The organism is Acinetobacter sp. NIPH 298 (assembly GCF_000369505.1).
Taxonomy (GTDB): domain Bacteria; phylum Pseudomonadota; class Gammaproteobacteria; order Pseudomonadales; family Moraxellaceae; genus Acinetobacter.
Genome location: NZ_KB850055.1, coordinates 468,755 through 493,627, shown reverse-complemented (window position 1 = coordinate 493,627; position 24,873 = coordinate 468,755). Strand labels below are relative to the sequence as shown.

The window sequence follows — 24,873 nt, the reverse complement described above, 5'->3', positions numbered from 1 at the left end:
GGCTCACTTTATTTTTTAAAGAGAATTGTGCAATATCGTGCGCTTAGCTTATGATCAAAACATGACAATAATTATAGTAAGGGCTGACCAATGAATCATCTAAAATCATTTATTCAAGCACCTGTTTTTATTCTGCTCACTGCATGTAGTGCCAGTTCATCCCGTATTCCTCAAACGACCGCAGCATCCATCCCACAAACTCAAAAATCAAGCACCGAAATCAGTTGTCAAGATTTATCAAATCCAGCCTTTCAACAAGCAATGCTGAATGCGATCAATGAAATTCGAAAACAGCCCCGCCAATGTGGACAACGACATTTCCCTGCCGCTGCACCTTTAGTTTGGAATAATCCGTTATATCAAAATGCCTTTGCTCACAGCAAAGATATGACGAATCATAATTTCTTAGGGCACGTCAGCAGCACAGGACTCGATCTAAAAGCGCGGTTACAACAATCTCAATTCAAAGGTCGTGGTGGTGGTGAAAATGTAGCGCGTGGTCATCAGAATCTGAATGACGTTACCCAAAAATGGCTAACCAGCCCAGTACACTGTAGCAATATCATGCACCCTAAATTTACGGATTACGCAATCGCTTGCGCCTCTGACCAAGCAAAGCAACCAAGCAATTACTGGACCCAACAATTTGGTGTTCGCTAAAAGGAATAATCATGCAAACTGGTTCAATCACCCCTATTCTTCGTATCTTTAATATCGAAGTCGCCCAATCTTTTTACATGGATTATCTCGGGTTTAACATCGACTGGCAGCACACTTTCGGAGATAACTTCCCTGTTTATTTACAGATTTCTAAAGGTGATTGCATTATTCACTTATCCGAACATTTTGGTGATGCAAGTCCACACAGTGCTATCCGTATTTACTGGGAAAATATAAGTTTGCTACATGCAGAACTAAATGTAAAAGACTATAAGCTTGCCAAACCACAAATTGAAAAAACGGATTGGGAAACACTTGAACTGAGCATCACAGACCCATTTTCTAACCGTCTAATTTTTTGGGAAGATGCTTAGCATTTCAATCTATTCAATCACTTGATAATCGAACACTTTGGTTATAATTTTCCAAATACCTTTATCACAGATAAAGGTTAAGACATCATAAAAATATTTCGGTTCAATCGCACATTCAACATGAGCGATTGCTGTTTTTGCACTGATGATATTGATCGAAATGATCTTATCCTGCCTCAACTGTTGTTTTGAAGCAGGTGAAATCCGCTGTTCAACGATTGGGAAATACTCGTCTAACGTCAGTTTCAGTAAGGGCTGATCCGTAACACAAATATATACGGCATCTGGATGAAAGACCTGATTGAGTAAAGCCACATCGCTGCGATATAGACCATCAAAATACCTTTGCAACTGCAATCGTATTGCTGCTATGTCAGCGTGGTCTTGCTCACTTTGTTTAGACATTTTTTGCTCTCATCTATCTGATACGCTGTCTCATCTGCTGAACAGACTCACCAGCCACTCCCCAATTTTCTGTCGCGACTTCATCGATCACCACAAAGGTTGTTGCTGGATCTTTGTTGAGCACATCGACCACTAAATCAGTCGCACCACGAATTAATTGCTGTTTCTGCGCCACGGTCACGCCTTCGTCAGTAACCTGTATCAAAATATAGGGCATCATTATTTCCTCATCAAAAAGTTGTTCAGTTGAGGAATAAATTCATCAACTGATGCTTATCGTATTCTTTACATCAGTGTGATTAAATAGCATACAAATCAAATCATTTCTTACATGGTGTAATAAATGACACAACAACTCAAAAGAATCATGCTGAGTAGCGTAGAGTTATTTTGTTTAGTGGCTGAACGAAAAAGCTTTAGTCAAGCAGCAAATGTGGCTGGCTTAACGCCTGCTGCTGTTAGCCGATCTATCGCTCGACTTGAACAACGCTTAAATACGCAACTCTTTATCCGTAGCACGCGCCAAGTTCGACTAACAGATAGTGGTGAGCTTTATTTTCAACAATGTAGAAACGCTTTAAATCAGATCATTGATGCAGAACAAATATTAAAAAATCAACACCAGCAACTCAGCGGGCAAATTCGTATGAGTGTGCCTACGCCATATGGACACTATAGAGTATTGCCGTTATTACCTTTGTTTATGCAGCGTTATCCTGAGATTCAAATTGATATTCAATTGACCAATACAAATATCGACTTTATTGGTGAAGGCTTTGATTTAGCGATTCGTGGGCGTCATCCAAAAGACTCTAACTTGATTGCTCGGACATTAGAGCTTGCCGCATTAGTTGTAGTGGCTTCACCCGAGTATCTCGAATCAAAAACACCCCCACACAGTCTCCAAGAACTTGATCAGCACGAATGCATACAATTTATATTGCCCAGTACGGGCAAAAATGTGCCTTGGCTATTTAAAGTCGAAAATGAAATCATTGAGTATCGAACTAGAGGGAAATTACGATGTTTAGATGATATTTTAGGTACGGTTACGCTTGCAAAACAAAGTGCAGGCCTGCTACAGACTTATCGTTTTATCGTTGAACAAGATATCGAAAATGGGCACTTAATAGAAGTGTTGCAGCCATTTTCAGGAACAACACGGCCATTTTCCCTACTCTATCCGTCACAAAAATATGCATCGGCACATATCCGTGCGTTTATTGATTTTTTAGTCACGCATTTAAAAGCAGATATTGCATAATTTTTAATAGACTCATTCTATAAGATCTAAATTACTGTGATCACCTGCCAAAAACTTCTGCTGCAATGCGGTATAGATTGGCGTCTTTTGGAATTTTTCTAAAAATTGAATACTGCCTTTTGGAAAAGCTTGAGTTTTGATTTCGCCGCGATAGTAAGCTTCGCGCATCGGCGTTGCTGACAAAGACGCTTTTAGACTCTCTAACTCAACCATGGTCCATTCTGGAAATAATTGTAAATAATAAGAGGATTCATCTTTAAAATGACCGATTAAACCGACTTTTGAATTTGGTTGAACCACTTGATTCACCAGACTCTTAACTTGTTTAACCCACTTTTCGTCATTATAAACATCAATCACATGTACAAAATGGATGCGTTGTTTATCTTCATCTCCAAAATTTGACAATATCATGGCCTCCCTTTCACTGGCGAGAAAAGGATTTTTAATATTTCGTTCTGCTTGTGCTGAGCCTAAAGCAAGAACCACATGCTGACTTTGTCGCAACGCAATTTCAATGGTCAACATATGCGCCAAATGAAACGGCTGGAATCGTCCAATAAAAACAAGATAGTCAAATTTGTACATAAATAGAAATTCACTTTTTATGAACTCATCAGTTACACCAAATTGCAGTAAGATGCGACATAATGAACACTTAAAAATTAACAAGACGGTTTAAAGCAAGGATAGTACGATGACACTTAGCTGTATTCAACAACCTCATCCACATTTGCAAGCAAATTTAGAAGATGGCGTACTCACCTTAGCCATTAACCGCGCAGAAGCTAAAAATGCGCTTTATGGTGAGCTTTATCTTTGGATTGCACAAGCATTTGATGAAGCAGATACCGATAAAAATGTTCGTGTGGTGATTTTCCGTGGTGCGGAACAAGATTTTACTGCGGGTAATGATATGAAAGACTTTATGGGCTTTATGCAAAAGCCTTATGAAGGAAAAGCTGGCGATCAACCACCGTTTGTATTATTAAAAGCAGCTGCTCGTTTTTCTAAACCACTAATTATCGCTGTAAAAGGTGTTGCAATTGGTATTGGCGTTACGATTTTACTCCATGCTGATCTCGTATTTGCTGACAACACTGCCCTATTCCAAATTCCATTTGTGAGCCTAGGTTTGTCTCCTGAAGGTGCAGCAAGTCGTTTACTGGTTAAGCAAGCAGGCTATCAAAAAGCTGCTGAGCTGTTATTTACAGCAAAGAAATTTGATGCGGCTACTGCGGTAAAAGCAAACCTTGTGAATGATGTGGTTGAAGATGTATATGCAACTGCTCAACAAACAGCACAACATCTAGCTGCTCTACCATTGGCTTCAATCAAACAAACAAAAGCACTCATGAAAAAAGACCTTGCTGAAATCATCGCATGTGTCGATGAAGAAGCAGAAATCTTTATGCAGCGTGTACGCTCACCTGAAATGATGGAAGCGGTTCAAGCCTTTATGCAAAAGCGTAAGCCTGATTTTTCTCAGTTTAATTAAGTACATCTGCACAAAAAACAACCTAAATAGATGTTTATAAAATGTATCATCAGGGAAATTTGTAAGATTTTCACCTCGATATCTTTTTGAGCATCTGTTAAAGTTTAAATTAAGAAGCTAAACCATGATTGTCTCGGACATGAAGTGGAAATTAGCTTCTTTTTTTTATCTTTGACGTGCGCTGTTGACCGCTGGTACGGCTGCATGTGACATAAACGGTTACTCTAAAAATATCTTTGTTGATAGGTCTGAGCGTGGCCTTAACAGAGACTATTATTTTCATCACCAAAGGATGTTTTATGTTTGTACTTGAACCACAACATGTACATATGAATCAATCTGCTAAGGATAAGGCAGAAGCACTCGAATGTTTAGCCAATATTTTGGTTCAAGATCAATTAGTCAAAGCAGATTATTTATCTGGATTACATGCACGTGAAGCCCAAAGTGCAACTTATTTGGGCCAAGGGATCGCGATCCCTCATGGCACACCTCAATCCCGTGAGTTTATTTTAGAAACAGGGATTCGCTTGGCACATTTTCCTGAAGGTGTGGTTTGGGATGGTGAAAACAAAGTCTATTTGGCAGTTGTCATTGCCGCAAAGTCTGATGAGCATTTACAAGTTTTACAAATTCTGACTCGTGCACTTTCTCAAGATGTTTCAGATCAAGTCCAACACGCTAAAAGTGCAGCGCAAATTATTGAGATTTTACAGGCTCAACCTGAAACACTGGTTTTGCATGAAAATTTGATCGAAACTCAAATTCAAATGACTGATATTGATGATTTCTTATGGTCAGCAAATAAATTACTCAAACAACAAAAATTAGTTGAAGCAGGTTTCATTAGCCAACTTGATCCTAAAAATCTCATCCAAATCCAAGATACGCTTTGGTCTATTTCAGCGAAAAATTATGTTTCCCAATCTGCAGTGAGTATCGTCAAAGCAGATCAAGCCATCGATTTTAAAAACGGTCAAATTCAAACCTTGATCTGTATTGCTCAACATGAACAATTAAATTACCCACAATTACAACGTTTGCTGGATTTATTATTTCAACCACAAATCCAGCAACAACTCAGTGATCAGCATCATCGCCAAGACATTGCTAAGCTCGTAGGTGCAGAAACAATTCCAGATTGGCCATCACAAAGTATTATTCTGGCAAATGCTCACGGACTGCATGCCCGCCCTGCGACTCAACTTGTCAATCTTACCAAAACCTATCAAGGTGATATTCGAGTTGCTGTTGATGGTGGACAATTTATTTCAGCCAAAAGCTTAACTAAGTTGCTCGCGCTTGGTTGTAAATATGGTCAAACACTTACTTTCATTGCTGAACCAAATACTGATGCTGTTGAGGGACTCACGATCATTCTTCAAGCCGTTCAACAAGGTTTAGGTGAAGAAGTCGAAGCCATTGAAGAAAAAGTAGCGACTCAACAAATCTCAAGCATTGATTTTGAAGAAAGTACCGTAACACCAACCATAGGAATAGCAGCATCGACAGGTCTCGCTTTTGGTCCAGCGCATGTAATCAAGCCTAAACATTTTCAATATGAACGTTTTGGAAATAATGTTAAGGCAGAAAAGGAAAAACTAGAAATTGCGCTGCATAGTGTTAAAAACACCCTTCATCAACTGATTGCAAAGACTGAAGCCAATGAGATTAAACAGATCTTCATGGCACATCTGGAAATATTGGATGATCCTGACCTGATCCAACAAGTTCACCAAGCACTGAATCAGAACCTAACTGCCCCAACTGCATGGTACGAATATATTGAAAAAGCAGCTCAAGCCCAAGCTGCTTTACCTGATCGATTACTCGCTGAACGTGCTGCAGATTTGCGTGATATTGGAGACAAAGTCTTAGCAGTTTTATGTGATGAAGTGGTGGCTCAAGAACCTGAACAACCCTATATTTTAATCATGCATGATGTTGGGCCAAGTGATGTTGCTCGTCTGAATAAAGACCGTGTTGCAGGCATTCTGACCGCAATTGGCGGTGCAAGTGCGCATAGTGCCATTGTTGCTCGTGCTTTAGGCATTCCTGCGGTTGTGGGTGCAAGTAAAGCGGTATTAGATATTGCTCCACATACAACGGTGTTGATTAATGGCGATACAGGTGCATTTGAAATCAATCCATCTCAAGCACAGATTGACGATGCTATCCAAGAACGTGAGTTACAACATCAACGTCGTCATGAAGCTGAGCAACATTGTCACGAGCCAGCTATTACCTTAGATCAGCATCGAGTCGAAGTGGCAGCTAATCTTGGTAAAATTTTAGATACTGAAAAAGCGGTGAACTACGGTGCAGAAGCAATTGGTTTATTACGCACTGAGTTAGTCTTTATGGCGCATCGCCAAGCACCTGACGAAGACGTACAAGAAAAAGAGTACCGCCATGTATTAGATACCTTGGCTGGTCGACCTTTGGTAGTCCGTACTTTAGATGTCGGTGGTGATAAACCGTTACCTTACTTACCGATAGATGCTGAGGAAAACCCCTTCTTGGGTGTGCGTGGTATCCGTTTAACCTTACGTAAACCACAATTATTACGTCAACAATTAATGGCATTGGTTCGTGCTGCGGATGATCGCCCTTTAAGAATCATGTTTCCAATGGTCGGACGTATTGAAGAATGGCGCGCTGCTAAAGCAATTTTAGATGAGGTTTTGCTTAAGCATCCCTGCCCGAACCTCGAAGTCGGCATTATGATTGAAGTTCCATCAGCAGCCTTAATCGCACCCTTGCTTGCAAAAGAAGTCGATTTTTTCAGTATCGGCACAAATGACTTAACCCAATACACGTTAGCGATCGATCGCGGACATCCTATTTTATCTGCCGAAGCTGATGGACTCCACCCAAGTATTTTAATGTTAATTGATCAAACTGTACGTGCAGCCCATGCGAATCAAAAATGGGTCGGTGTCTGTGGTGAACTTGCAGCTGATCCAAAAGCTGTGCCGGTTTTACTGGGTTTAGGTGTGGATGAACTCAGTATGTCAGCGTCCAGTATTCCGCTAGTGAAAGCACAAATTCGTCAGCTTAATTTTGCTGACTGCCAACAGCTTGCCCAACACGCACTCAAATGTGAAAGTGCGCCTGCCGTTCGATCATTCGTGGAGCAAACACATGGCTAAAATTTTAACCATTACCCTCAACCCTGCGATTGATGCCACCATCGAACTTGAACAGTTACGTATCGGCGAAGTCAATCGTCAGCAGAACATTCAATATCATGCCGCAGGTAAAGGACTTAATGTTGCCCAAGTGCTACATGATTTAGGACATGAATTGATTGTGTCTGGTTTTTTAGGCACTAAAAATCAAATGCTCTTTAAGCAGCATTTTCAAGCGATGCAGTTTGACGACCAATTTATCTATATTGAGGGTGAAACTCGCCAAAACATCAAAATTGCTGAACAGTCTGGGCGAATGACCGATATTAATGGTCAAGGCTTTCAAGTATCTACCGAAGATAAACAAGCATTGTTCAAACGTATTCAACAATGTAGCGACTCAGTAGATTATGTAGTGATTGCGGGTAGCCTACCATTGGGCTTTGGCGTGGATGATTTAAAACAACTCATGCAAATCCTACACATACCAAACAAACCTGTTGCTGTAGACACGAGTGGAAAAGCTTTAACGGCTGCGATCGCCATGAATCCGTGGATGATCAAACCCAACACCGATGAATTACAAGAAAGTTTTGGGGTGTCTGTTGAAAGTCTTGAAGATCAACAACACTTATTCAAATCACTCAATTCTCAAATTGAACATATCGTCATTTCAATGGGTGAACATGGCGTACATTGGCTTCATCAAAACAAAGCTTATGCTGCACAACCACCTCAAGTACATGTGAAAAGTACTGTAGGTGCTGGAGATTCCCTTTTGGCTGGCATGATTCATGGACTAGCGAACCAGTTATCGACAGACGATATCCTAGCAACAGCAACGGCAATTGCCAGTCATGCCGTAACTCAGGTGGGCTTTCGTGTTCCAACCCCTGAACTTTTAGCTGATTTAAAACAACACACAACGATCAAAACCTTGAGTGAATCTGATGCAAACCCTTAACTCTCTCTTATTGGTCATCAATCATCCTCAAAATCCTGTTGATGCATTGATTCTGGCAAAAAAATTGGCGCAGCTTGCGAAACAACAAGATTTTGAAAGTCATACCATTTCAGTAAAAGATCAAATTCCTGACATTGCATTTAGTAAAGTTATTTTTATTGGTCAGACACCGACTCAACTTGACCCATTTAAAGCCTATCCAGTCGTCACTATTTCACTGGAACAAGCGAATCAAGAGATTGAACAAGCTTTTGAATATGCTTTAGCGCATGCGCAGCCGATTGACCAACTGAAAGCTGAAACTCAATTGAGCAACACACAGCAAGCGCAACGTTTTGTTGCGATTACTGCTTGCCCAACGGGTGTTGCGCATACATTTATGGCTGCCGAAGCATTACAACAAGGTGCAAATAAACTTGGCTATCAGATTGATGTTGAAACACAAGGCTCTGTAGGTGCAAAAAACATCCTCACTGATGAAGCCATTGCCGCAGCGGATATTGTGATTTTAGCCACTGATATTGAAGTGAATACCGATCGATTTGTGGGGAAACGTGTTTATCGATGTAGTACAGGCTTTGCGCTGAAACAAACAGATAAAGCATTTGCCGAAGCAATCAGTGAAGCAATCGTTCTCGAATCATCAAAACAAAGTAAACAAACAGCAGAAAATAAAACCCAAGAAAAAACTGGCGTTTATAAGCACCTACTAACAGGTGTGTCTTTCATGCTACCGATGGTCGTGGCAGGCGGTCTTTTAATTGCGCTATCACTTTGTTTCGGGCTGAATGCAGCGGAAGAAACAGGAAGCTTAGCTTATATATTAAAACAAATCGGTGCAGCCGCATTTACCTTGATGGTGCCGATGCTGTCTGGTTATATTGCCTATTCAATCGCTGACCGCCCAGGCTTAGCACCTGGTTTGATTGGTGGTTTAATTGCCACACAACTGGATGCAGGTTTCCTCGGGGGTATCGTTTCAGGTTTCCTCGCAGGTTATATTGCCTTATTTCTTGCCCAGAAAATCAAATTGCCAACCAGTTTGGAGTCATTAAAACCTATTCTGATCATTCCGCTTTTAGGCACACTATCAGTAGGTCTGATTATGTACTATGTGGTTGGACAGCCAGTCGCACATATCTTTGAGATGATGAAAGATTTCCTCAACAATATGGGCACAACCAATGCTGTTTTAATGGGAATTGTACTCGCATCAATGATGTGTATTGATTTGGGCGGTCCAATTAATAAAGCAGCTTATGCCTTTACCGTAGGACTACTCACGACAAATACCTATATGCCAATGGCGGCGACCATGGCTGGCGGTATGGTTCCAGCCATTGGTATGGCGATTGCAACCTTGTTAGCAAAGAATAAATTCAATCAAAGTGAACGTGATGCTGGCAAAGCTGCCTTTGTACTAGGTCTATGTTTTATTTCGGAAGGTGCAATTCCCTTTGCTGCTAAAGATCCGATGCGTGTGATTCCTGCTTGTATTTTAGGTGGTGCTGTTACAGGTGCATTGGTCGCCTTATTCCACTGTGAATTGGTTACACCACATGGCGGCGTATTTGTTTTACTTATTCCAAATGCGATTAATCATGCGTGGCTGTACCTCGCTGCAATTACAGCGGGTAGCTGTATTACAGGAATCAGTTATGCATTACTCAAACGTCCAGAACCGAAACTAGAAACTACAACGGCTTAATCTTCATATCATTTTTGATTTTAAAAGCAAGTTATTCCCCTTGAGTAACTTGCTTCTTTATTTAGATTTTTTTGATTCTAAAAAAATTTAATGATTCAATATTTTTATAAAAAAGTAACTTGTTCACTTCATCAGTTGGTTTTTGTCGGAATGTCCCAATAGAAGAATAAATATTTAGGAAAATATCGAACTCATGACAACCCAAAAAACATCTTCCGAAAAAAAACGCTATTACGAACCTGCGCCACAAGACATTGATGTTGCCAACTTCCGCAAAGTCGTTGAAAGCCGTCGTTCAGTACGTAAATTTACCGATAAACCGATTCCAAGCGAAATTTTAGATGAATGTTTGGATTTGGCATTGCTTGCGCCCAACTCATCGAATCTACAACCTTGGACGTTTTACGTTGTGCAAAGTCCAGCCAAGAAAAAACAACTGGTCAAAGCATGTTTAAACCAACTTGCGGCGAAAACAGCACCTGAATTGATCGTATGTGTCGCTCGTACGGATCGCATTGATGAAATGGCAAAACTGAATATCACTGAGTTCCCTTTCCCTGAAGCACCACCTGCTGTACAAAAGTATTATCGTTTTATTCCATATAACTATAAAACTGGTTACTTCAATGCATTGGGTAATTTTAAGAAAGTTGCATTTAAGGTTGCCCGCACACTGGATAAACAACTTCCTGTGACTGCATTTAACCCTGCCGATGCAAAACTATGGGCGACTAAAACAACTGCTTTAGCATGTGAAAATTTTGTATTGGCATTACGTGCCTATGGTTTTGATAGTTGTATGATGGAAGGATTCGATGAGCCTTTGGTCCGTAAAATCTTAAACCTAAGTGATCAACAACATCCAGTGATGGTGATTAGCGCAGGTGAACGAGCAGAAGATGGTGTGTTCTTCCCGCAGTACCGCTTTGACCGTGACCTATTTATTCAAAAAGTATAGGGTCTGTTGGCATTTCACAGATGCTTGCGACAGAGGACATTTTTTAGACGGTACAAGGCATGTTTTGCGAAACTTAGTCATTCTAAGTAAGCAAAACATAACGCAGAAGCGGCAAAAAATTTCCCTGTCCCGTAGGGTTATGGCTAAAACTTCCCTAAACTGTGTTATGAAACTTGACAAGGGGGTCACCATTGCCTGCGTTTCATGCCTTGTTTATGTCGTTTTAGCCGATAACGCAATGCATGGCTGAAATGTCAGCAGACCCTAATTATTCAATATCTAATATTTGGATAAACTCAAAGGCAGGCTCTTCATAAGGATGGCTTGCCTTTAATGCCTTTACCACATAACTGGCTTTTTCTTCTGGGACAATCGTTTCAACACGCCATTCTTCGAGTTGCTCTAATTCATCTAACTGCCCTAAAAATGGATTTGCACCTTTAACGGGCTTAAACTGCCCGATGCCTTTCACTTGCCATGCGCAGTGTTCATAATTCCCTATCCCACCTGCACCAACTGAAAATATGGCTTGTTTAGTTGATTCAAGATGTGATTCAGGTACGTAGTAGATAAGTTTTAGCATATGTTTAGCAGCTTTGATCTTTACGAATTTAGCTAGATCATAGCCTTAAAAATAAAGAAAAATCAAAGTGAAATATTCATCACAAGATAACTCACAAAGATAAATAAAATTTGGATGACAATGGTTAAGCCAAACAAAAACCAACCTTTGTCTTTGCTATAGATGATTCTTATGTGATTTTCGTTTTTCATCATATTGTTCTCCGATTTTTATGATCATTATTGAGAAAGCAAAAATTGAACCAGTTTTTTAAAAGCAAAATTGATCTGAAGCTATACTTCTTAAATAAACTATGCCAACTTATATTAATAATATATTACTAAATTCTTCGATTTCAAAATATGAGCACATCATTTCAATCTCAATGGGATCAGTTCTATCCCAACAAACTCCCAATTTCTCATTATCTAGTTCAATACTTTCAACAGTCTTGGTTTAGAATTCATAGCCTGCCCGAATCAAAAAGGTATGCGGATACGACTGCCGAATATGAATTGTTATTAGATCGACATAATGACATCATTACAGACTGCTTGGGGGATGATGCTTCTATATTCATCGTTTCGGGTCATTACTTTACATTTGGCAGAAACATTAAAGCTTATGATCCAGCCTTTATACTCCCCTACAAATTTCATTTAGAGCAGGAAATCAACTTAACCCAAGCTAATCCTGAATATTATGATGGAGAAGATGAAGATCATTTCTTTAGGCCATGTACCATAGAAGCAACTTGGCAAACCAATCAACATGATGACTTATTGAAGAAGATCGCTGATGATGAAGTTCGCGCTTTTATAATTTCTTTTGAGCAAAACATCATTGTTGCTCCCTACGATGGTGGTATTGATTTTATTATTTTTAATGATGCAAAAAGAAATGCTTTAAGAGATAAATACACGGATTGGCTTTCGCCAAGAGAAGATGGGCTATAGGATATTAAAATAAATCTTGTTTTTCCTTAATAAAACCTAAGGCCTCTTGAAACGTTATATGCCAATTATCATCTGGCTGTTGGTATAAAGGATGCCAGAAAAATTCAAAATCTAAACCGCCACCATCCTGACAATGATGTATCCACATCTCTGGCATCTCAGTTCTTATTTGACATACATAAAAATACCAATCTTGTCGACTCAATTTAATTGCAAGATTTCCAATAAACTTTGGATTTGGTTCAGCCACTAATCCAGATTCTTCAAATAGCTCTCTGACAGCAGCTTGTTCATACGGCTCATCTCGCTCTATTGTACCTTTCACTAATTGAATTCCAGCAAGTGGATGCTGAAAAGCTAATATTTCTAAACCTTGATCAGAGCTTCTAATCACAACTGGAACTATTTTTTTCATCATTTTTATCGCAAAAAAATAAGCCACCTTTAATTTATAAACTAAAGGTGGCTCTTATGATTAAGTCACATCAACCAATAAATTTACGGGCATTGCGGAACATACGCAACCAAGCACCATCTTCAGCCCAATCTTCAGGCTTCCAAGAATGCTGTAAAGCACGGAAGTTACGCTCTGGATGCGGCATCATCACTGTCGCACGACCATCTTTAGAGGTTAAGCCTGTAATCGCTTCAGGTGAACCATTCGGGTTCAACGGATAGTGCTGAGTTGGATTACCCAAGCTATCCACATAACGTAACACCACTTGGTTCTCAGCATTTAAAGCTGCAAGTTGTTGTTCAGTTGCAACTAAACGACCTTCACCATGCGCAACTGCGATCGGTAAAATTGAACCTTGCATATCTTCAAGCAAGATAGATACCGATTTCTCTACACGAACATTGACTGCACGCGCTTCAAATACTTCTGACATGTTGCGATGGAAACGTCCCCAATGCTCTGCACCCGGAATCAGTGGTGCAAGTTGAGAGATCATTTGACAGCCGTTACACACACCTAAGCTGAAGGTATCTTCACGATGGAAGAATTGTTCAAACTGATCACGTAGTTTCGCGTTGAACAATACTGACTTCGCCCAACCACCACCAGCACCCATTACGTCACCGTATGAGAAACCGCCACATGCCACTAAGCCTTCAAAATCACTTAAGCTCACACGACCAGCAAGCAAGTCACTCATATGTACGTCGATGGTATTGAAACCGACTTTATCAAAAGCAGCCGCCATTTCGACATGACCGTTGACACCTTGCTCACGCAAGATTGCCATACTTGGACGACGTGTATTGATAAATGGCGCTTCTACAGGCTCATTTAAGTCATAGGTTGCTTGTGCAATTAAACCTTTGTGGTTTGAATCTGCAATTAAGGCAAACTCTTGATCAGCCGTTTCAACGTTATCACGTAAACGCTGGATCTGATGTGATACTTCAGCCCATGCTTGTTGTAATTCAGCACGTTCTAAAGTTAAACCATTTACAACCAATTGATCAGTTGTGTTCACGCGACCAACAACAGCGATGGCATCTTTCAAACTTGACGCTGCAACTTCTGATTCTAATTGCGCCCAATCAGCAGCAGTGATTTGTAGAACTGCACCAATTTCTTCAGCAAATAAGCTTTCAGTTGATTGATTTTCTAGAGCAACACCTAAGCGTGAAGCAAACATCATTTCAGCAACAGTCGCTAATAAACCACCATCACCGATGTCATGGTAAGCCTTGATCAAACCACGATTGTTCCAATCTTGAATCAATGCAAAGAATGCTTTGAAGTCATCAAAACTATCGACATCAGGGGTAACAGAACCGATTGCTTTATAAACCTGAGCAAGGATCGAACCACCTAGGCGGAACTGACCTTTAGATAAATCAATACGTACAAGTACTGAGTCTTCTAAGTTCTTAAGTTCAGGTGTTAATGTTTTACGTACATCTAAAACTGGTGCAAATGCAGTAATCACACCTGTCATTGGAGAAGTGACCGCTTTGTCTTCACCATCATTCCACGTGGTACGCATTGAAAGTGAGTCTTTACCCACTGGAATAGCGATGCCCAATGCAGGACACATTTCCATACCAATCGCTTTCACACCTTCAAACAACGCTTGATCTTCACCTTTTTGACCAGCCGCAGCCATCCAGTTTGCAGAAAGTTTGATATCACTGATTTGTTCGATGTTGGCACATGCAATATTAGTAATCGCTTCCGCAACTGCCAAACGAGCAGATGCAGCAGGATTTAACAATGCAACTGGTGGACGTTCACCCATTGCCATTGCTTCACCTGTGAAGCCTTGCAAGCTTGTCGTCGTTACCGCTGCATCTGCAACAGGAACCTGCCAACGGCCAACCATTTGATCACGTGCAACCATACCAGTAATCGAGCGGTCACCAATGGTGATCAAGAACGATTTAGATGCCACTGTAGGATTCTTCAATACGCGGAAAATCGCATCTTTCAAATCAACTTTTGATGCATCAAAGTCAGTGCCTGTACGTTCAATGGTTTCATACGCACGTTGCATACGTGGCGTACCACCCAACATCACTTGCATTGGGATATCGACTGCATTGTTTTGAAACAATGGATCTTCAACGGTTAAATGACGTGCTTCTGTCGCTTCACCCAATACAGCAAATGGACAACGTTCACGTGCACAGATTGATTCAAATTGTGCTAAAGACTCTGGGCGAATCGCAAGTACATAACGTTCTTGCGCTTCATTTGACCAGATTTCCATTGGGCTCATGCCCGGCTCTAATGATGGAATCTTACGAAGATTGAGCACCGCACCTAACTCGTGATCGTTCACAAGTTCAGGCATTGCATTTGATAAACCACCCGCACCGACATCATGTACAGAAACGATTGGGTTAAAGTCTTCTAAGCGCCAGCACGTATCAATCACTTCTTGGCAACGGCGTTCCATTTCTGGGTTTTCACGTTGTACTGAAGCGAAATCAAGGCTTTCACCCATCGTACCACTGTCTACAGAAGATGCAGCACCACCACCTAGACCGATCAACATTGCTTGGCCACCCAACACAATGAGTAAGTCACCCGGTTGAATCGCATCTTTTTCCACATGGTCAGGACGGATATTACCGTAACCACCTGCGATCATGATTGGTTTGTGGAAGCCTTTCACTTCACCATTTACATTCTGTTCGAAAGTACGGAAATAACCATTCAGCGCAGGACGACCAAACTCATTGTTAAATGCCGCGCCGCCTAATGGACCTTCAATCATAATTTGTAATGGCGATGCCATACGTGAAGGTTTGCCGTAGTTATCTTCCCAAGGTTGTTCAAAGCCCGGAATATTTAAGTTAGAAACCGTAAAGCCAGTTAAACCTGCTTTAGGTTTACCACCACGACCTGTTGCACCTTCATCACGGATTTCACCACCCGAACCAGTTGCAGCACCAGCGAATGGAGAAATTGCGGTCGGATGGTTGTGGGTTTCAACCTTCATTAAGATGTGAGCTGCTTGGCTCTTATATTTATATACGAAGTGACCATTTTCATCCGCTTTTGGGTAAAAACGCATGGTGTCATAACCGACGATCACAGAAGCATTATCTTTATAAGCTGATAACACATCGTTTGGAGATTCTTTATAGGTGTTCTTAATCATTTGGAACAATGATAATGGTTGTTTCTCACTATCAATTGTCCATTCAGAACCAAAGATTTTATGACGACAATGTTCAGAGTTTGCCTGTGCAAACATCATCAATTCGATGTCATTTGGATTACGACCCAACTTAGAAAATGCTGCCACTAGGTAATCAATTTCTTCATCAGAGAGTGCAAAACCAAATTCATTATTGGCTTTAACTAGTGCATCTTTACCTTGACCCAAAATATCAATCGAGTTCAACGGTTTTGGTGCGGTTTCAGAAAACAGTGCAGTTGCATCTTCAATTTGAGCAAAAACATTTTCTGTCATGCGGTCATGTAATACCAATTTCACTTCATTCGAAATCTCTTTTACCCCTTTTAAGGTAAATAAAAGACCACGCTCTAAACGATGAATCGGGGTATTACAGTTTTGGAAAATATCGGTTGCTTTAGATGACCACGGCGAGATTGTGCCAACACGTGGTGTCACTAAAATCTGGATTTCATCACTTGCAGCTTGGCGAAGTTCAAAAGATTGACCATCGTTTAATAGTTGTAATGCCGATTGATACTGCTGCTCGTTGAGCGCTTGATCAAACAAATAAACCCACTGGCTGTCAAAAGATTGAACAGAACTCATTGACGTTAAACGGTTTAAGAGTTGAGCTTTCTTAAAAGAAGAATGTGCTGATGCACCGGCCACGATAAACATGTTGACTTTGGCTCCACGGGCAGATCGAACAGACCCACCGCAATGTGACTTATGAAAGAGCGCATATTCTACTGTGAAAGGCTCTTTTCAGCTAGCCATATCCATCTTAAAAACTAGAGTTTTCTGCTGTAAATGAGCGAATTCCTTTTAGCTTTATGACTGTTACTGTATTCGTAACAATTCTTTTAGTTTGTAAAACACTCAATATCACTAATTTTTGCTGCATCTTTTTTAATAATTTCCAGTTTGGATAAGCACTTATCACGATGTGTTATATTTCTATTCATCTCGACATTTATGACGCAGACTGATCTAAGACAACTTATGTCGCTCTACCCTAGTGCTTTGATATTTTTTTTGGCATGATGATCGTGAATAGATAGTGAATCATGATACATGGAACAAATGCGTTGGTTGGAATTGCTTTCTGCAATTCGTTTAGGTAGTAAAAAAAGCAGTTCAGAATTGGCTCGAAGTCCATTTCATAAAGATTATGACAGAATTATATTTTCCCAAAGCTTTCGTCAACTGAATAGAAAAACACAGGTTCACCCGCTTACCCAACACGATGGTATCCACACACGTTTAACCCATTCGCTGGAAGTATCTTGCATCGGACGCTCTTTAGGCATGCTCGCGGCGGAAAAAATTAAAGATGAACTACCTGTATGGATTTCGCCTGCGGATGTCGGTGCAATTATTCAAGCAGCCTGTCTAGCCCATGATATTGGCAACCCACCTTTTGGGCATGCGGGCGAATATGCCATTCGAGAATGGTTTGATGATGCCTCACATCGAGACTTTCTTACAAAATTGACTCCAGAAGAAGCCGCAGATGTACGTCAATTCGAAGGTAATGCACAAGGTCTTCGCTTATTAAGTCGTATTGATTATCATCCTGACGATGGTGGTATGCGACTTACTTGTGCCACTTTAGGGGCTTATCTTAAATATCCGTGGTTGTCCAAAACCATTGAAGCACAAGGTGATATCCCATCTCACCAAAGAGCAAAGTTTGGTTGTTATCAATCTGAAAAAGAAATTTTAAAACAGCTTGCTGAACAACTAGGATTAATCCAACTCGGTGAATATCATTATTGTCGTCATCCATTGACTTATTTATTAGAGGCAGCAGATGACATCTGCTATGCGCTGATTGATTTAGAAGATGGCATTATTTTAAACATGTTGGACTATGATGAAGTCGAGCCAATATTCCTGAATTTAATTGCCGACTTTGGTCATCCCGAAGAGTTGTATTTACCCCACACCACATGGCAACAAAAAATCGCAGCTTTACGTGGACGTGTCATGAAGCGTCTCGTCGAAGAAGTCAGCTCAGCATTTGCCAAGCACCATTATGAAATCTTGACAGGTCAGCTGAAAGGTAGCCTTTTACAATACTGCTCCCCTGATATCGAAGCAGGCATTCAAACTGCAAAAAATCTTGCCCGAGATCGGATCTTTGAACATCCACAAAAATCAGGTTTGGAAATTATTGCACATCAAAGCTTACAAACGATTTTAGATGCTTTTGTTCCATTGACCATGCCACATAAGAGCTTAAGTTTTAAAGAACAGCGTTTGCTTTCGATTTTGCAGCACTCAGGGGCAAATTTCCAAAGCAATCATTATCAAAATATTATGCAGGTCTTGGATATTATTAGTAAGTTCTCTGACCACCAAGCCTATAGTTTGGCACAAGAGCTGAAAGGCAATAAAATAGGTTTCTTTTAGTGATGTAAGATCGAGCTTTTAGATTATGAAATATAGCGAATCAGTAAAAAATAGAGTTTTGACTGTAAGTATGTTTCTATCTGATTCAGAATATTTACTATGGCGGAAAGAACTTGATGGTAAAGAATGTAGTAAAGTGTATTTCGAGTTTAATAACCAAAGTAATGGTGGCTACAATCACATAGCTGAAATTTCACTTATGCGTGATGGTATCCATTTAGTAAAATCGGATTATACGCTAGAGCACTTTTATTTTGATATTAGATTTAAAGATTACAACAAGCTTGTTCGTGCTTTAATTCAAATATATAGCCATAACCCAGAAGTTCTTGATGTCATTGATGAGTAAATAATGCTGTTCAAGCACACAATACCAGATTATTTAGATTAAGTAAGAAACCTTTTTTGCTTTTACCCTACAACTTCAATCATTTATAAAATAGTGAAATATACCTCATGATCGGATGTTTAATTGGCGAAGTGTTTGCCTTAGAAGCCCCAACTGTATTACTGAATGTAAATGGTGTCGGCTATGAAATTGATACGCCACTTTCAACATTTTGCCAATTACAAAAAGGACAGAAAGTGACTTTATGGACGCACTTGGTGGTTCGTGAAGACGCTCAACAACTCTATGGTTTTATTGATACCAATGAAAAAACCATTTTCCGCACCTTACTTAAAGTCAATGGCGTTGGCCCTAAAATGGCGCTCGGTATTCTTTCAACCTTGAGCGTGGATATGCTGATAAATACCGTTGAAAATGGTGATGTCAAAACATTGGTAAAAGTTCCTGGTGTCGGCGCGAAGACCGCTGAACGCTTGATGATTGAACTACGTGATCGTTTCAAAGCATTTTCAACTCATACAACTTCGAATAACTCAGCATCAACTCAAATACAATTCACTGGAAACTCTGCTGTTGCTGAAGCTGAAGCTGCTTTACAATCATTAGGCTATAAACCACTTGAAGCACAAAAGCTGATTCAATCCGTTAAAGCCGAATTTACCGAAGCAAGTGATATCATCCGTGCTGCGCTTAAATCATTGAATAAATAAAGATAGAACGAATCAATTATGCAAGACCGTTTAATCAGTGGTTCTGAAAAACCTGAAGATCATTTTGATCGTGCCATTCGTCCAACCTCATTAGCCGACTATATTGGTCAGCCTGTAGTGCGTGAGCAAATGGAAATCTTTATTGGGGCTGCACGTGGACGAGGTGAAGCCTTAGACCATACCTTGATTTTCGGTCCACCAGGATTGGGGAAAACGACACTCGCAAATATTATCGCACGTGAAATGGGTGGTAATTTAAAGTCAACCTCTGGGCCTGTATTAGAACGTGCAGGTGACTTAGCTGCAATGCTAACCAATCTTGAAGAAGGTGACGTTTTATTTATTGACGAAATTCATCGCCTATCTCCAGTGATTGAAGAAATTCTTTATCCAGCGATGGAAGACTACCAACTCGATATTATGATTGGTGAAGGTCCTGCTGCTCGCTCAATTAAATTAGACCTCCCCCCATTCACTTTGGTCGCTGCAACAACACGTGCAGGTCTACTCACCTCGCCTTTACGTGACCGCTTCGGTATTGTGCAACGTTTAGAATTTTATTCGGTCGCGGATCTCACTCATATTGTCACACGCTCTGCCAACCTGATGGATGTGCCGATAACTAAAGAAGGTTCAACAGAAATTGCGCGTCGTGCGCGTGGCACACCACGTATTGCCAATCGCTTATTACGTCGTGTCCGTGACTATGCACAAGTCAAAGGCAATGGTGAAGTAACGCAAGACATGGCACAACGCGCTTTGGATATGCTCAATGTCGATAAAGATGGTTTAGATACTTTAGATCGCCGTTATTTATCTATGCTTCTAGAACGTTTTGAAGGACGACCGACTGGTGTTGAGGCCTTAGCCGCAGCTATGGCAGAAGATAGTGGAACATTGGAAGATGTAATTGAGCCTTATTTAATCCAACAAGGTTATGTGATGCGAACCGCACGTGGTCGTATCGCAACCAATATGGCATATTTACAGTTTGGTTTGACACCGCCTGAATAAGATAAAAATCAATAAAATTCTTCTTATAATAAAGTGATTAATATAATATATAGACTATTTTAGACTTCTCTCATAAATCCTTTTTCTCTCGATGGGAGAAATATAAAGAGGTATAAATAATAATGAAAGAAGTCTTTTGATCACTTTATTAATTTGTTTAGGGTAAAAATGAAAAATAAACTTTTAACGATCTTCTGTGGTAGTACATTATTACTTACAGCATGCGGGGGTGGAAGTGATGGCTCAAATAACAGCGATTCATTTCAAAGCAAAGAAAAAATAGACTACACCAAACCAGAGTCTATTGAATCAATTTATGAACCAATCATCAATTTATCTCAGGAACAAGACAATATCATAGTGATTGGCACTGAGTTTGCAGAAAGTCTCTATTATAATATTCATGCTGGCAATAATTTTAAATGTTCAGAAGGATCGTATACAAAAAATAGCGATAAGAGCATTACATTCAATAAGTGTCAGTTTCTAGATTTCGATAACAATAGCAGTCTAATCAACTTAAGACTTATGACCATCTCGGGATCAATAAACAGCAAAGAAATATTATCTCCAGATTCGGTACGTTATGAAACCACGTTAAAGAACTTCAAAATTATTCCAGCAAGTGATTCCACTATTACTTACAACGGTAACATCATTAGTCAATACAGACCGACCTCCTCTCAATATCAAATTAAAAAAATGTCGCTTAGTGTAAGCGATGACGAAACGAAAAAAACGCAACAGTTGATTATCAATAATTATCAACTTAATGTGAATAATCTTATTGTCACTGCACTAGGAACCATCGAAGGCAATCCAGAGAATAAAACATTCTCAGTAAATTTCAAAAGTGATCTTAGATTTGAAAGCAATATGGATAAGACAAATTTCCACCCTAATTTTGCTGAAATTATTATTGAAGATACGAACAACATGAAAAATTCAATTAAGATTTCAAATACAAGCAATTACAAAGCATTAGTTCGTGCTTATGCGGATGGCAATACAGTCACAGGATATCCAAAAACGATTGAATGGGATGATTTGAATTAAGGTAACAATGATTCATCGTTCTTTAAGAAGCCCTACTTGTTAGGGCTTTATTTTTCCCCTTCGTCACCAATATGTTATTTATTACTATTTCCATCCCTAGCTCGAAACCCTATCATTCCACCATCGCCCGAAACATACTGAAATAGGTTAAAGGACATGGCAAATCATTTTGAATTCAATATCCGTGTATATATCGAAGACACTGACGCAGGCGGTATTGTTTACCATGCCAATCATATCCGTTTTATGGAGCGTGCCCGTACTGAATGGTTACGCGCAGCAGGCGTAGATCACTACTGGCATCAACAAGATTACAACTTCGTGGTACATCAAATTCAGGTCAAATATGTACGTCCTATATTAATGGATGATTTGATTACCGTTACAGCACGTGTTATTTCGTGTAAAGCAGCATCTTTTGTGTTGCAACAAAATATTTATCGTGGTGAAATCTTGCTGGCTTCAGGTGAGGTTGTGTTGGCATGTCTCAACAAAGAGTTAATGCCACGTAGACTTCCTGACGAAATTCGTGATCTGATTCAAAAAGAATTAGCACAGGACGAAAAATAAACTTTTGGCACTGAACTTATGGCAACTAATTTAGACTCTTCAATGCATATTTCCGACCTTATTTTACAAGCAAGCCCTGTTGTACAACTGGTCATGCTGATCTTGTTATTTGCTTCTATTTATAGCTGGTATGTGATTGCAAAACTACATATGAGCTATAAAAAAACAGGACAAGCCGATGAACATTTTCAAAAAATGTTTTGGTCAGGTGCCGAGTTAAATACGCTTTATAACAATGCCCAACTCAACTCAAAACGTCATGGTTTGGAAGATATTTTTTATCAAGGTTTAGCTGAGTTTTTTAAACTAAAAAAACGCAAAGCCGACACCACACAAACCATTGATGGAACCGAACGTATTCTTCGTGTCGGTTTAAGTCGTGAACAAGGTCACTTAGAGCAAAGTTTAGGCGTGCTAGCAAGTATCGGTTCCGTTGCCCCATATATTGGTTTATTTGGTACTGTTTGGGGCATCATGAACGCATTTATTGGTCTTGCTGCAGTTGATCAAGTAACTTTAGCAACTGTTGCACCAGGTATTGCCGAAGCACTCATTGCGACAGCGATTGGTTTATTTGCTGCGATCCCTGCTGTACTGGCATTTAACCACTTTACTGCTAAAGGTGAAGCAATTTATACAGATCGTGCTTTATTTACAGAAGAAATGGTTGCCCTGTTACAACGCCAATCTGTTGGAACGACTCAGGAAGATGCATAATGGCGATTCAACGATCTGGACGTTTTGAGCGCATCAAAAAACCACTGAAAAGTGATATGAATGTCGTTCCTTATATTGATGTCATGCTCGTGCTGTTGGTTATTTTTATGGTCACAGCACCCATGATCACGAGCGGCATTAAAGTTGACTTACCTCAAGCAAACACACCTCCTATTGAAACCCAAGAGCGACCGCCTATCGTTACACTAGGGAGCAGTGGTAATATTTATCTAGAATTCCAAGATCACGATAAAAATCAAATTTTATCATTGCAGGAATTAGAAAATATTTTAACTGAAGCTCAGACCAAAGCTGAACAAGACAATAAAACACTTACCGTCTTAGTCAATGGTGACCAATCACGCCCTTATGGAGAAGTGATTGCACTCATGGCAAGTTTACAAGATGCAGGTTTGACCCAAGTGGGCTTACTGACAGAGCCGTTAAAATAAGCTATGAAAAAATTTCAAAAGCCACCTTATCAACAAAAACAAAATGCGATTGCACTGGGTTTTACACTCGGTGTTCATGTCGTGGCTATTGTTGGCTTATTGTATTTGGGTATGAGCAAACCACTTGAGCAACCTAAAAAGTTGACGACTACTTTGGTAAAACCCGAAGACCTACCAAAACAAATAGACTCTGAAACAACAGCCGAGAACAAAGCTGAGGAAATTCAAGGTCCTATTGTCGACGATACATTGCCACAAAATTTACCTGCAACACCATCACAACCGACTGAACAACAGCTTGCTGCTGAAAAGCAAAAAGCTGAACAAGCGCAACAAGAAAAATTAGCAGAGCAAAAACGTCAGGCTGAGGCAGACGCAAAACGCAGAGCTGAGGCAAATGCCAAAGCAAAAGCTGACGCAGATGCTAAGCGTAAAGCCGATGCAGACGCTAAGGCAAAAGCCGACGCAGATACAAAACGTAGAGCCGACGCTGAGGCCAAACGTAAGACCGATGCAGACGCAAAACGCAGAGCCGACGCTGAGGCCAAACGTAAGGCCGATGCAGATGCTAAGGCAAAAGCCGAGACTGATGCGAAACGCAGAGCTGATGCAGATGCTAAGGCAAAAGCTGACGCTGATGCGAAACGTAAGGCCGATGCAGACGCTAAGGCAAAAGCCGATGCTGATGCGAAACGTAAAGCTGATGCAGACGCGAAACGTAAGGCTGATGCTGACGCTAAGGCAAAAGCTGACGCAGATGCAAAACGCAAAGCTGATGCAGATGCGAAACGCAAAGCCGACGCAGATGCAAAACGCAAAGCTGATGCAGATGCGAAACGCAAAGCCGACGCTGATGCTAAGGCAAAAGCTGATGCAGATGCGAAACGCAAGGCCGACGCAGATGCTAAAGCAAAAGCTGATGCAGACGCTAAGGCGAAAGCTGATGCAGATGCGAAACGCAAGGCCGACGCTGATGCTAAAGCAAAAGCTGATGCAGACGCTAAGGCGAAAGCTGATGCAGATGCGAAACGTAAAGCTGACGCAGATGCTAAAGCAAAAGCTGATGCAGACGCGAAAGCTGCTGCTGCAAAACAGGCTGAACAAGAAGCCGCACAGAAAAAAGCTGAATCTAGACGTATTGCTTCAACAGCTAAGCGAGATTTCACCAATAAAATTGAGCGTGCTTGGAACTTACCAACAGGGTCGTCAGGACAAAAAGCTACAGCTCGTGTAACACTCAGTGATAGTGGTGCCGTTTTATCTGTCATTGTTAATGCAAGTGACCCTGACGTAAAAGCAAGTGTAGAAGCCGCTGTAAGATCTGCTGCACCCTACCCAATGCCAGAAGATCCTGATGCACGTCGAGAAGCAAGAAGCTTTACTTCGAGTTTCACAGCGAAATAGTAATAAATAGTTAACGTTACATGCTTTTAATAGCACAAAGCATGTAACTATGTTAAATAATCAACAGC

At 40.4% G+C, this 24,873-nt stretch carries 25 protein-coding genes; 18 read left to right on the top strand and 7 right to left on the bottom strand.

What is annotated here, in order from left to right; all coding sequences use genetic code 11:
- Nucleotides 1-90 precede the first annotated feature (90 nt).
- Entirely contained in the window at nucleotides 91-660 is a 570-nt protein-coding gene (locus F903_RS07210) for a CAP domain-containing protein (protein ID WP_005195824.1), read from the top strand.
- A gap of 11 nt (nucleotides 661-671) precedes the next feature.
- Nucleotides 672-1,034 carry a glyoxalase superfamily protein gene (locus F903_RS07205; RefSeq protein WP_005195815.1) on the top strand — a complete coding sequence of 121 codons (363 nt, stop codon included), beginning with the start codon at nucleotides 672-674 and terminating at the stop codon, nucleotides 1,032-1,034.
- Between the two features lie 9 nt (nucleotides 1,035-1,043).
- On the opposite strand, the gene F903_RS07200 is transcribed toward F903_RS07205, so the two are convergent.
- Both F903_RS07200 and F903_RS07195 read right to left on the bottom strand, forming a co-directional pair.
- Nucleotides 1,044-1,439, bottom strand: coding sequence for a nuclear transport factor 2 family protein (locus tag F903_RS07200; protein ID WP_005195813.1), 396 nt, complete (start codon nucleotides 1,437-1,439; stop codon nucleotides 1,044-1,046).
- A gap of 13 nt (nucleotides 1,440-1,452) precedes the next feature.
- Nucleotides 1,453-1,656, bottom strand: a complete 204-nt coding sequence (locus F903_RS07195; protein WP_034595116.1) for a 2-hydroxymuconate tautomerase family protein — start codon at nucleotides 1,654-1,656, stop codon at nucleotides 1,453-1,455.
- Nucleotides 1,657-1,782: 126 nt separating this feature from the next.
- Between F903_RS07195 and F903_RS07190 the strand changes: the two genes are divergently transcribed.
- Nucleotides 1,783-2,703 carry a LysR family transcriptional regulator gene (locus F903_RS07190; RefSeq protein ID WP_005195809.1) on the top strand — a complete coding sequence of 307 codons (921 nt, stop codon included), beginning with the start codon at nucleotides 1,783-1,785 and terminating at the stop codon, nucleotides 2,701-2,703.
- A gap of 12 nt (nucleotides 2,704-2,715) precedes the next feature.
- Here the strand turns inward: F903_RS07190 and F903_RS07185 are convergent, their stop codons facing one another.
- A complete protein-coding gene (locus F903_RS07185; protein WP_005195807.1) occupies nucleotides 2,716-3,291 on the bottom strand; it encodes a nicotinate-nicotinamide nucleotide adenylyltransferase in 576 nt (191 codons plus the stop codon).
- Nucleotides 3,292-3,400: 109 nt separating this feature from the next.
- On the opposite strand from F903_RS07185, the gene F903_RS07180 reads away from it, so the two are divergent.
- The 5 genes from F903_RS07180 (at nucleotide 3,401) to F903_RS07160 (ending at nucleotide 10,962) form a co-directional block, all read left to right on the top strand.
- Nucleotides 3,401-4,201: an enoyl-CoA hydratase-related protein gene (locus tag F903_RS07180; protein ID WP_005195805.1), complete on the top strand. Its 801-nt coding sequence runs from the start codon at nucleotides 3,401-3,403 to the stop codon at nucleotides 4,199-4,201.
- A gap of 299 nt (nucleotides 4,202-4,500) precedes the next feature.
- Nucleotides 4,501-7,353, top strand: coding sequence for a phosphoenolpyruvate--protein phosphotransferase (ptsP, locus tag F903_RS07175; RefSeq protein ID WP_005195803.1), 2,853 nt, complete (start codon nucleotides 4,501-4,503; stop codon nucleotides 7,351-7,353).
- Nucleotides 7,346-8,296, top strand: coding sequence for a 1-phosphofructokinase (gene pfkB / locus F903_RS07170; protein ID WP_005195801.1), 951 nt, complete (start codon nucleotides 7,346-7,348; stop codon nucleotides 8,294-8,296). The genes ptsP and pfkB overlap by 8 nt, the downstream gene beginning before the upstream one ends.
- Nucleotides 8,283-10,004, top strand: coding sequence for a fructose-specific PTS transporter subunit EIIC (locus tag F903_RS07165; RefSeq protein ID WP_005195798.1), 1,722 nt, complete (start codon nucleotides 8,283-8,285; stop codon nucleotides 10,002-10,004). The genes pfkB and F903_RS07165 overlap by 14 nt, the downstream gene beginning before the upstream one ends.
- Nucleotides 10,005-10,197: 193 nt before the next feature.
- The gene (locus tag F903_RS07160; RefSeq protein WP_005195796.1) at nucleotides 10,198-10,962 is read left to right on the top strand and encodes a nitroreductase family protein; all 765 of its coding nucleotides are present in this window, start codon (nucleotides 10,198-10,200) and stop codon (nucleotides 10,960-10,962) included.
- Between the two features lie 268 nt (nucleotides 10,963-11,230).
- Here the strand turns inward: F903_RS07160 and F903_RS07155 are convergent, their stop codons facing one another.
- Both F903_RS07155 and F903_RS16925 read right to left on the bottom strand, forming a co-directional pair.
- On the bottom strand, nucleotides 11,231-11,545 hold the full coding sequence (locus tag F903_RS07155; RefSeq protein ID WP_005195794.1) for a YqfO family protein: 315 nt from the start codon (nucleotides 11,543-11,545) through the stop codon (nucleotides 11,231-11,233).
- 62 nt (nucleotides 11,546-11,607) lie between these two features.
- Nucleotides 11,608-11,739: a KGW motif small protein gene (locus F903_RS16925; protein ID WP_005195792.1), complete on the bottom strand. Its 132-nt coding sequence runs from the start codon at nucleotides 11,737-11,739 to the stop codon at nucleotides 11,608-11,610.
- A 147-nt stretch (nucleotides 11,740-11,886) separates the two neighbouring features.
- On the opposite strand from F903_RS16925, the gene F903_RS07150 reads away from it, so the two are divergent.
- A complete protein-coding gene (locus F903_RS07150) occupies nucleotides 11,887-12,480 on the top strand; it encodes a DUF3885 domain-containing protein (protein ID WP_005195791.1) in 594 nt (197 codons plus the stop codon).
- A gap of 4 nt (nucleotides 12,481-12,484) precedes the next feature.
- On the opposite strand, the gene F903_RS07145 is transcribed toward F903_RS07150, so the two are convergent.
- Both F903_RS07145 and purL read right to left on the bottom strand, forming a co-directional pair.
- Nucleotides 12,485-12,895 carry an NUDIX hydrolase gene (locus F903_RS07145; RefSeq protein WP_034595114.1) on the bottom strand — a complete coding sequence of 137 codons (411 nt, stop codon included), beginning with the start codon at nucleotides 12,893-12,895 and terminating at the stop codon, nucleotides 12,485-12,487.
- Nucleotides 12,896-12,965: 70 nt separating this feature from the next.
- A complete protein-coding gene (gene purL / locus F903_RS07140) occupies nucleotides 12,966-16,796 on the bottom strand; it encodes a phosphoribosylformylglycinamidine synthase (RefSeq protein WP_005195789.1) in 3,831 nt (1,276 codons plus the stop codon).
- Between the two features lie 396 nt (nucleotides 16,797-17,192).
- On the opposite strand from purL, the gene F903_RS07135 reads away from it, so the two are divergent.
- From F903_RS07135 to tolA, 9 genes are all read left to right on the top strand, one after another.
- Nucleotides 17,193-18,533: a deoxyguanosinetriphosphate triphosphohydrolase gene (locus F903_RS07135; RefSeq protein ID WP_005195788.1), complete on the top strand. Its 1,341-nt coding sequence runs from the start codon at nucleotides 17,193-17,195 to the stop codon at nucleotides 18,531-18,533.
- A gap of 25 nt (nucleotides 18,534-18,558) precedes the next feature.
- Nucleotides 18,559-18,882 (top strand): hypothetical protein, encoded by a 324-nt coding sequence (locus F903_RS07130; RefSeq protein ID WP_005195787.1) that lies wholly within the window; start codon nucleotides 18,559-18,561, stop codon nucleotides 18,880-18,882.
- Nucleotides 18,883-18,989: 107 nt separating this feature from the next.
- On the top strand, nucleotides 18,990-19,592 hold the full coding sequence (gene ruvA, locus F903_RS07125) for a Holliday junction branch migration protein RuvA (RefSeq protein ID WP_005195785.1): 603 nt from the start codon (nucleotides 18,990-18,992) through the stop codon (nucleotides 19,590-19,592).
- A gap of 18 nt (nucleotides 19,593-19,610) precedes the next feature.
- Nucleotides 19,611-20,606, top strand: coding sequence for a Holliday junction branch migration DNA helicase RuvB (gene ruvB / locus F903_RS07120; RefSeq protein ID WP_004668912.1), 996 nt, complete (start codon nucleotides 19,611-19,613; stop codon nucleotides 20,604-20,606).
- Nucleotides 20,607-20,774: 168 nt separating this feature from the next.
- The gene (locus F903_RS07115; protein WP_005195782.1) at nucleotides 20,775-21,662 is read left to right on the top strand and encodes a hypothetical protein; all 888 of its coding nucleotides are present in this window, start codon (nucleotides 20,775-20,777) and stop codon (nucleotides 21,660-21,662) included.
- Nucleotides 21,663-21,818: 156 nt separating this feature from the next.
- On the top strand, nucleotides 21,819-22,232 hold the full coding sequence (gene ybgC, locus F903_RS07110) for a tol-pal system-associated acyl-CoA thioesterase (protein ID WP_004668915.1): 414 nt from the start codon (nucleotides 21,819-21,821) through the stop codon (nucleotides 22,230-22,232).
- Nucleotides 22,233-22,250: 18 nt separating this feature from the next.
- A complete protein-coding gene (gene tolQ / locus F903_RS07105) occupies nucleotides 22,251-22,949 on the top strand; it encodes a protein TolQ (RefSeq protein WP_005195780.1) in 699 nt (232 codons plus the stop codon).
- On the top strand, nucleotides 22,949-23,401 hold the full coding sequence (gene tolR / locus F903_RS07100) for a protein TolR (protein ID WP_005195778.1): 453 nt from the start codon (nucleotides 22,949-22,951) through the stop codon (nucleotides 23,399-23,401). Before tolQ ends, tolR begins: the two co-directional genes overlap by 1 nt.
- Nucleotides 23,402-23,404: 3 nt before the next feature.
- On the top strand, nucleotides 23,405-24,805 hold the full coding sequence (gene tolA / locus F903_RS07095; RefSeq protein WP_005195777.1) for a cell envelope integrity protein TolA: 1,401 nt from the start codon (nucleotides 23,405-23,407) through the stop codon (nucleotides 24,803-24,805).
- Nucleotides 24,806-24,873 lie beyond the last annotated feature (68 nt).

Excerpts from the sequence above, each read along its gene's own strand:
- F903_RS07210 (WP_005195824.1), top strand. The coding sequence starts at position 91 with ATGAATCATCTAAAATCATTTATTCAAGCACCTGTTTTTATTCTGCTC.
- F903_RS07205 (WP_005195815.1), top strand. The coding sequence starts at position 672 with ATGCAAACTGGTTCAATCACCCCTATTCTTCGTATCTTTAATATCGAA.
- F903_RS07200 (WP_005195813.1), bottom strand. The coding sequence starts at position 1,439 with ATGTCTAAACAAAGTGAGCAAGACCACGCTGACATAGCAGCAATACGA.
- F903_RS07195 (WP_034595116.1), bottom strand. The coding sequence starts at position 1,656 with ATGCCCTATATTTTGATACAGGTTACTGACGAAGGCGTGACCGTGGCG.
- F903_RS07190 (WP_005195809.1), top strand. The coding sequence starts at position 1,783 with ATGACACAACAACTCAAAAGAATCATGCTGAGTAGCGTAGAGTTATTT.
- F903_RS07185 (WP_005195807.1), bottom strand. The coding sequence starts at position 3,291 with ATGTACAAATTTGACTATCTTGTTTTTATTGGACGATTCCAGCCGTTT.
- F903_RS07180 (WP_005195805.1), top strand. The coding sequence starts at position 3,401 with ATGACACTTAGCTGTATTCAACAACCTCATCCACATTTGCAAGCAAAT.
- ptsP (WP_005195803.1), top strand. The coding sequence starts at position 4,501 with ATGTTTGTACTTGAACCACAACATGTACATATGAATCAATCTGCTAAG.
- pfkB (WP_005195801.1), top strand. The coding sequence starts at position 7,346 with ATGGCTAAAATTTTAACCATTACCCTCAACCCTGCGATTGATGCCACC.
- F903_RS07165 (WP_005195798.1), top strand. The coding sequence starts at position 8,283 with ATGCAAACCCTTAACTCTCTCTTATTGGTCATCAATCATCCTCAAAAT.
- F903_RS07160 (WP_005195796.1), top strand. The coding sequence starts at position 10,198 with ATGACAACCCAAAAAACATCTTCCGAAAAAAAACGCTATTACGAACCT.
- F903_RS07155 (WP_005195794.1), bottom strand. The coding sequence starts at position 11,545 with ATGCTAAAACTTATCTACTACGTACCTGAATCACATCTTGAATCAACT.
- F903_RS16925 (WP_005195792.1), bottom strand. The coding sequence starts at position 11,739 with ATGATGAAAAACGAAAATCACATAAGAATCATCTATAGCAAAGACAAA.
- F903_RS07150 (WP_005195791.1), top strand. The coding sequence starts at position 11,887 with ATGAGCACATCATTTCAATCTCAATGGGATCAGTTCTATCCCAACAAA.
- F903_RS07145 (WP_034595114.1), bottom strand. The coding sequence starts at position 12,895 with ATGAAAAAAATAGTTCCAGTTGTGATTAGAAGCTCTGATCAAGGTTTA.
- purL (WP_005195789.1), bottom strand. The coding sequence starts at position 16,796 with ATGTTTATCGTGGCCGGTGCATCAGCACATTCTTCTTTTAAGAAAGCT.
- F903_RS07135 (WP_005195788.1), top strand. The coding sequence starts at position 17,193 with ATGGAACAAATGCGTTGGTTGGAATTGCTTTCTGCAATTCGTTTAGGT.
- F903_RS07130 (WP_005195787.1), top strand. The coding sequence starts at position 18,559 with ATGAAATATAGCGAATCAGTAAAAAATAGAGTTTTGACTGTAAGTATG.
- ruvA (WP_005195785.1), top strand. The coding sequence starts at position 18,990 with ATGATCGGATGTTTAATTGGCGAAGTGTTTGCCTTAGAAGCCCCAACT.
- ruvB (WP_004668912.1), top strand. The coding sequence starts at position 19,611 with ATGCAAGACCGTTTAATCAGTGGTTCTGAAAAACCTGAAGATCATTTT.
- F903_RS07115 (WP_005195782.1), top strand. The coding sequence starts at position 20,775 with ATGAAAAATAAACTTTTAACGATCTTCTGTGGTAGTACATTATTACTT.
- ybgC (WP_004668915.1), top strand. The coding sequence starts at position 21,819 with ATGGCAAATCATTTTGAATTCAATATCCGTGTATATATCGAAGACACT.
- tolQ (WP_005195780.1), top strand. The coding sequence starts at position 22,251 with ATGGCAACTAATTTAGACTCTTCAATGCATATTTCCGACCTTATTTTA.
- tolR (WP_005195778.1), top strand. The coding sequence starts at position 22,949 with ATGGCGATTCAACGATCTGGACGTTTTGAGCGCATCAAAAAACCACTG.
- tolA (WP_005195777.1), top strand. The coding sequence starts at position 23,405 with ATGAAAAAATTTCAAAAGCCACCTTATCAACAAAAACAAAATGCGATT.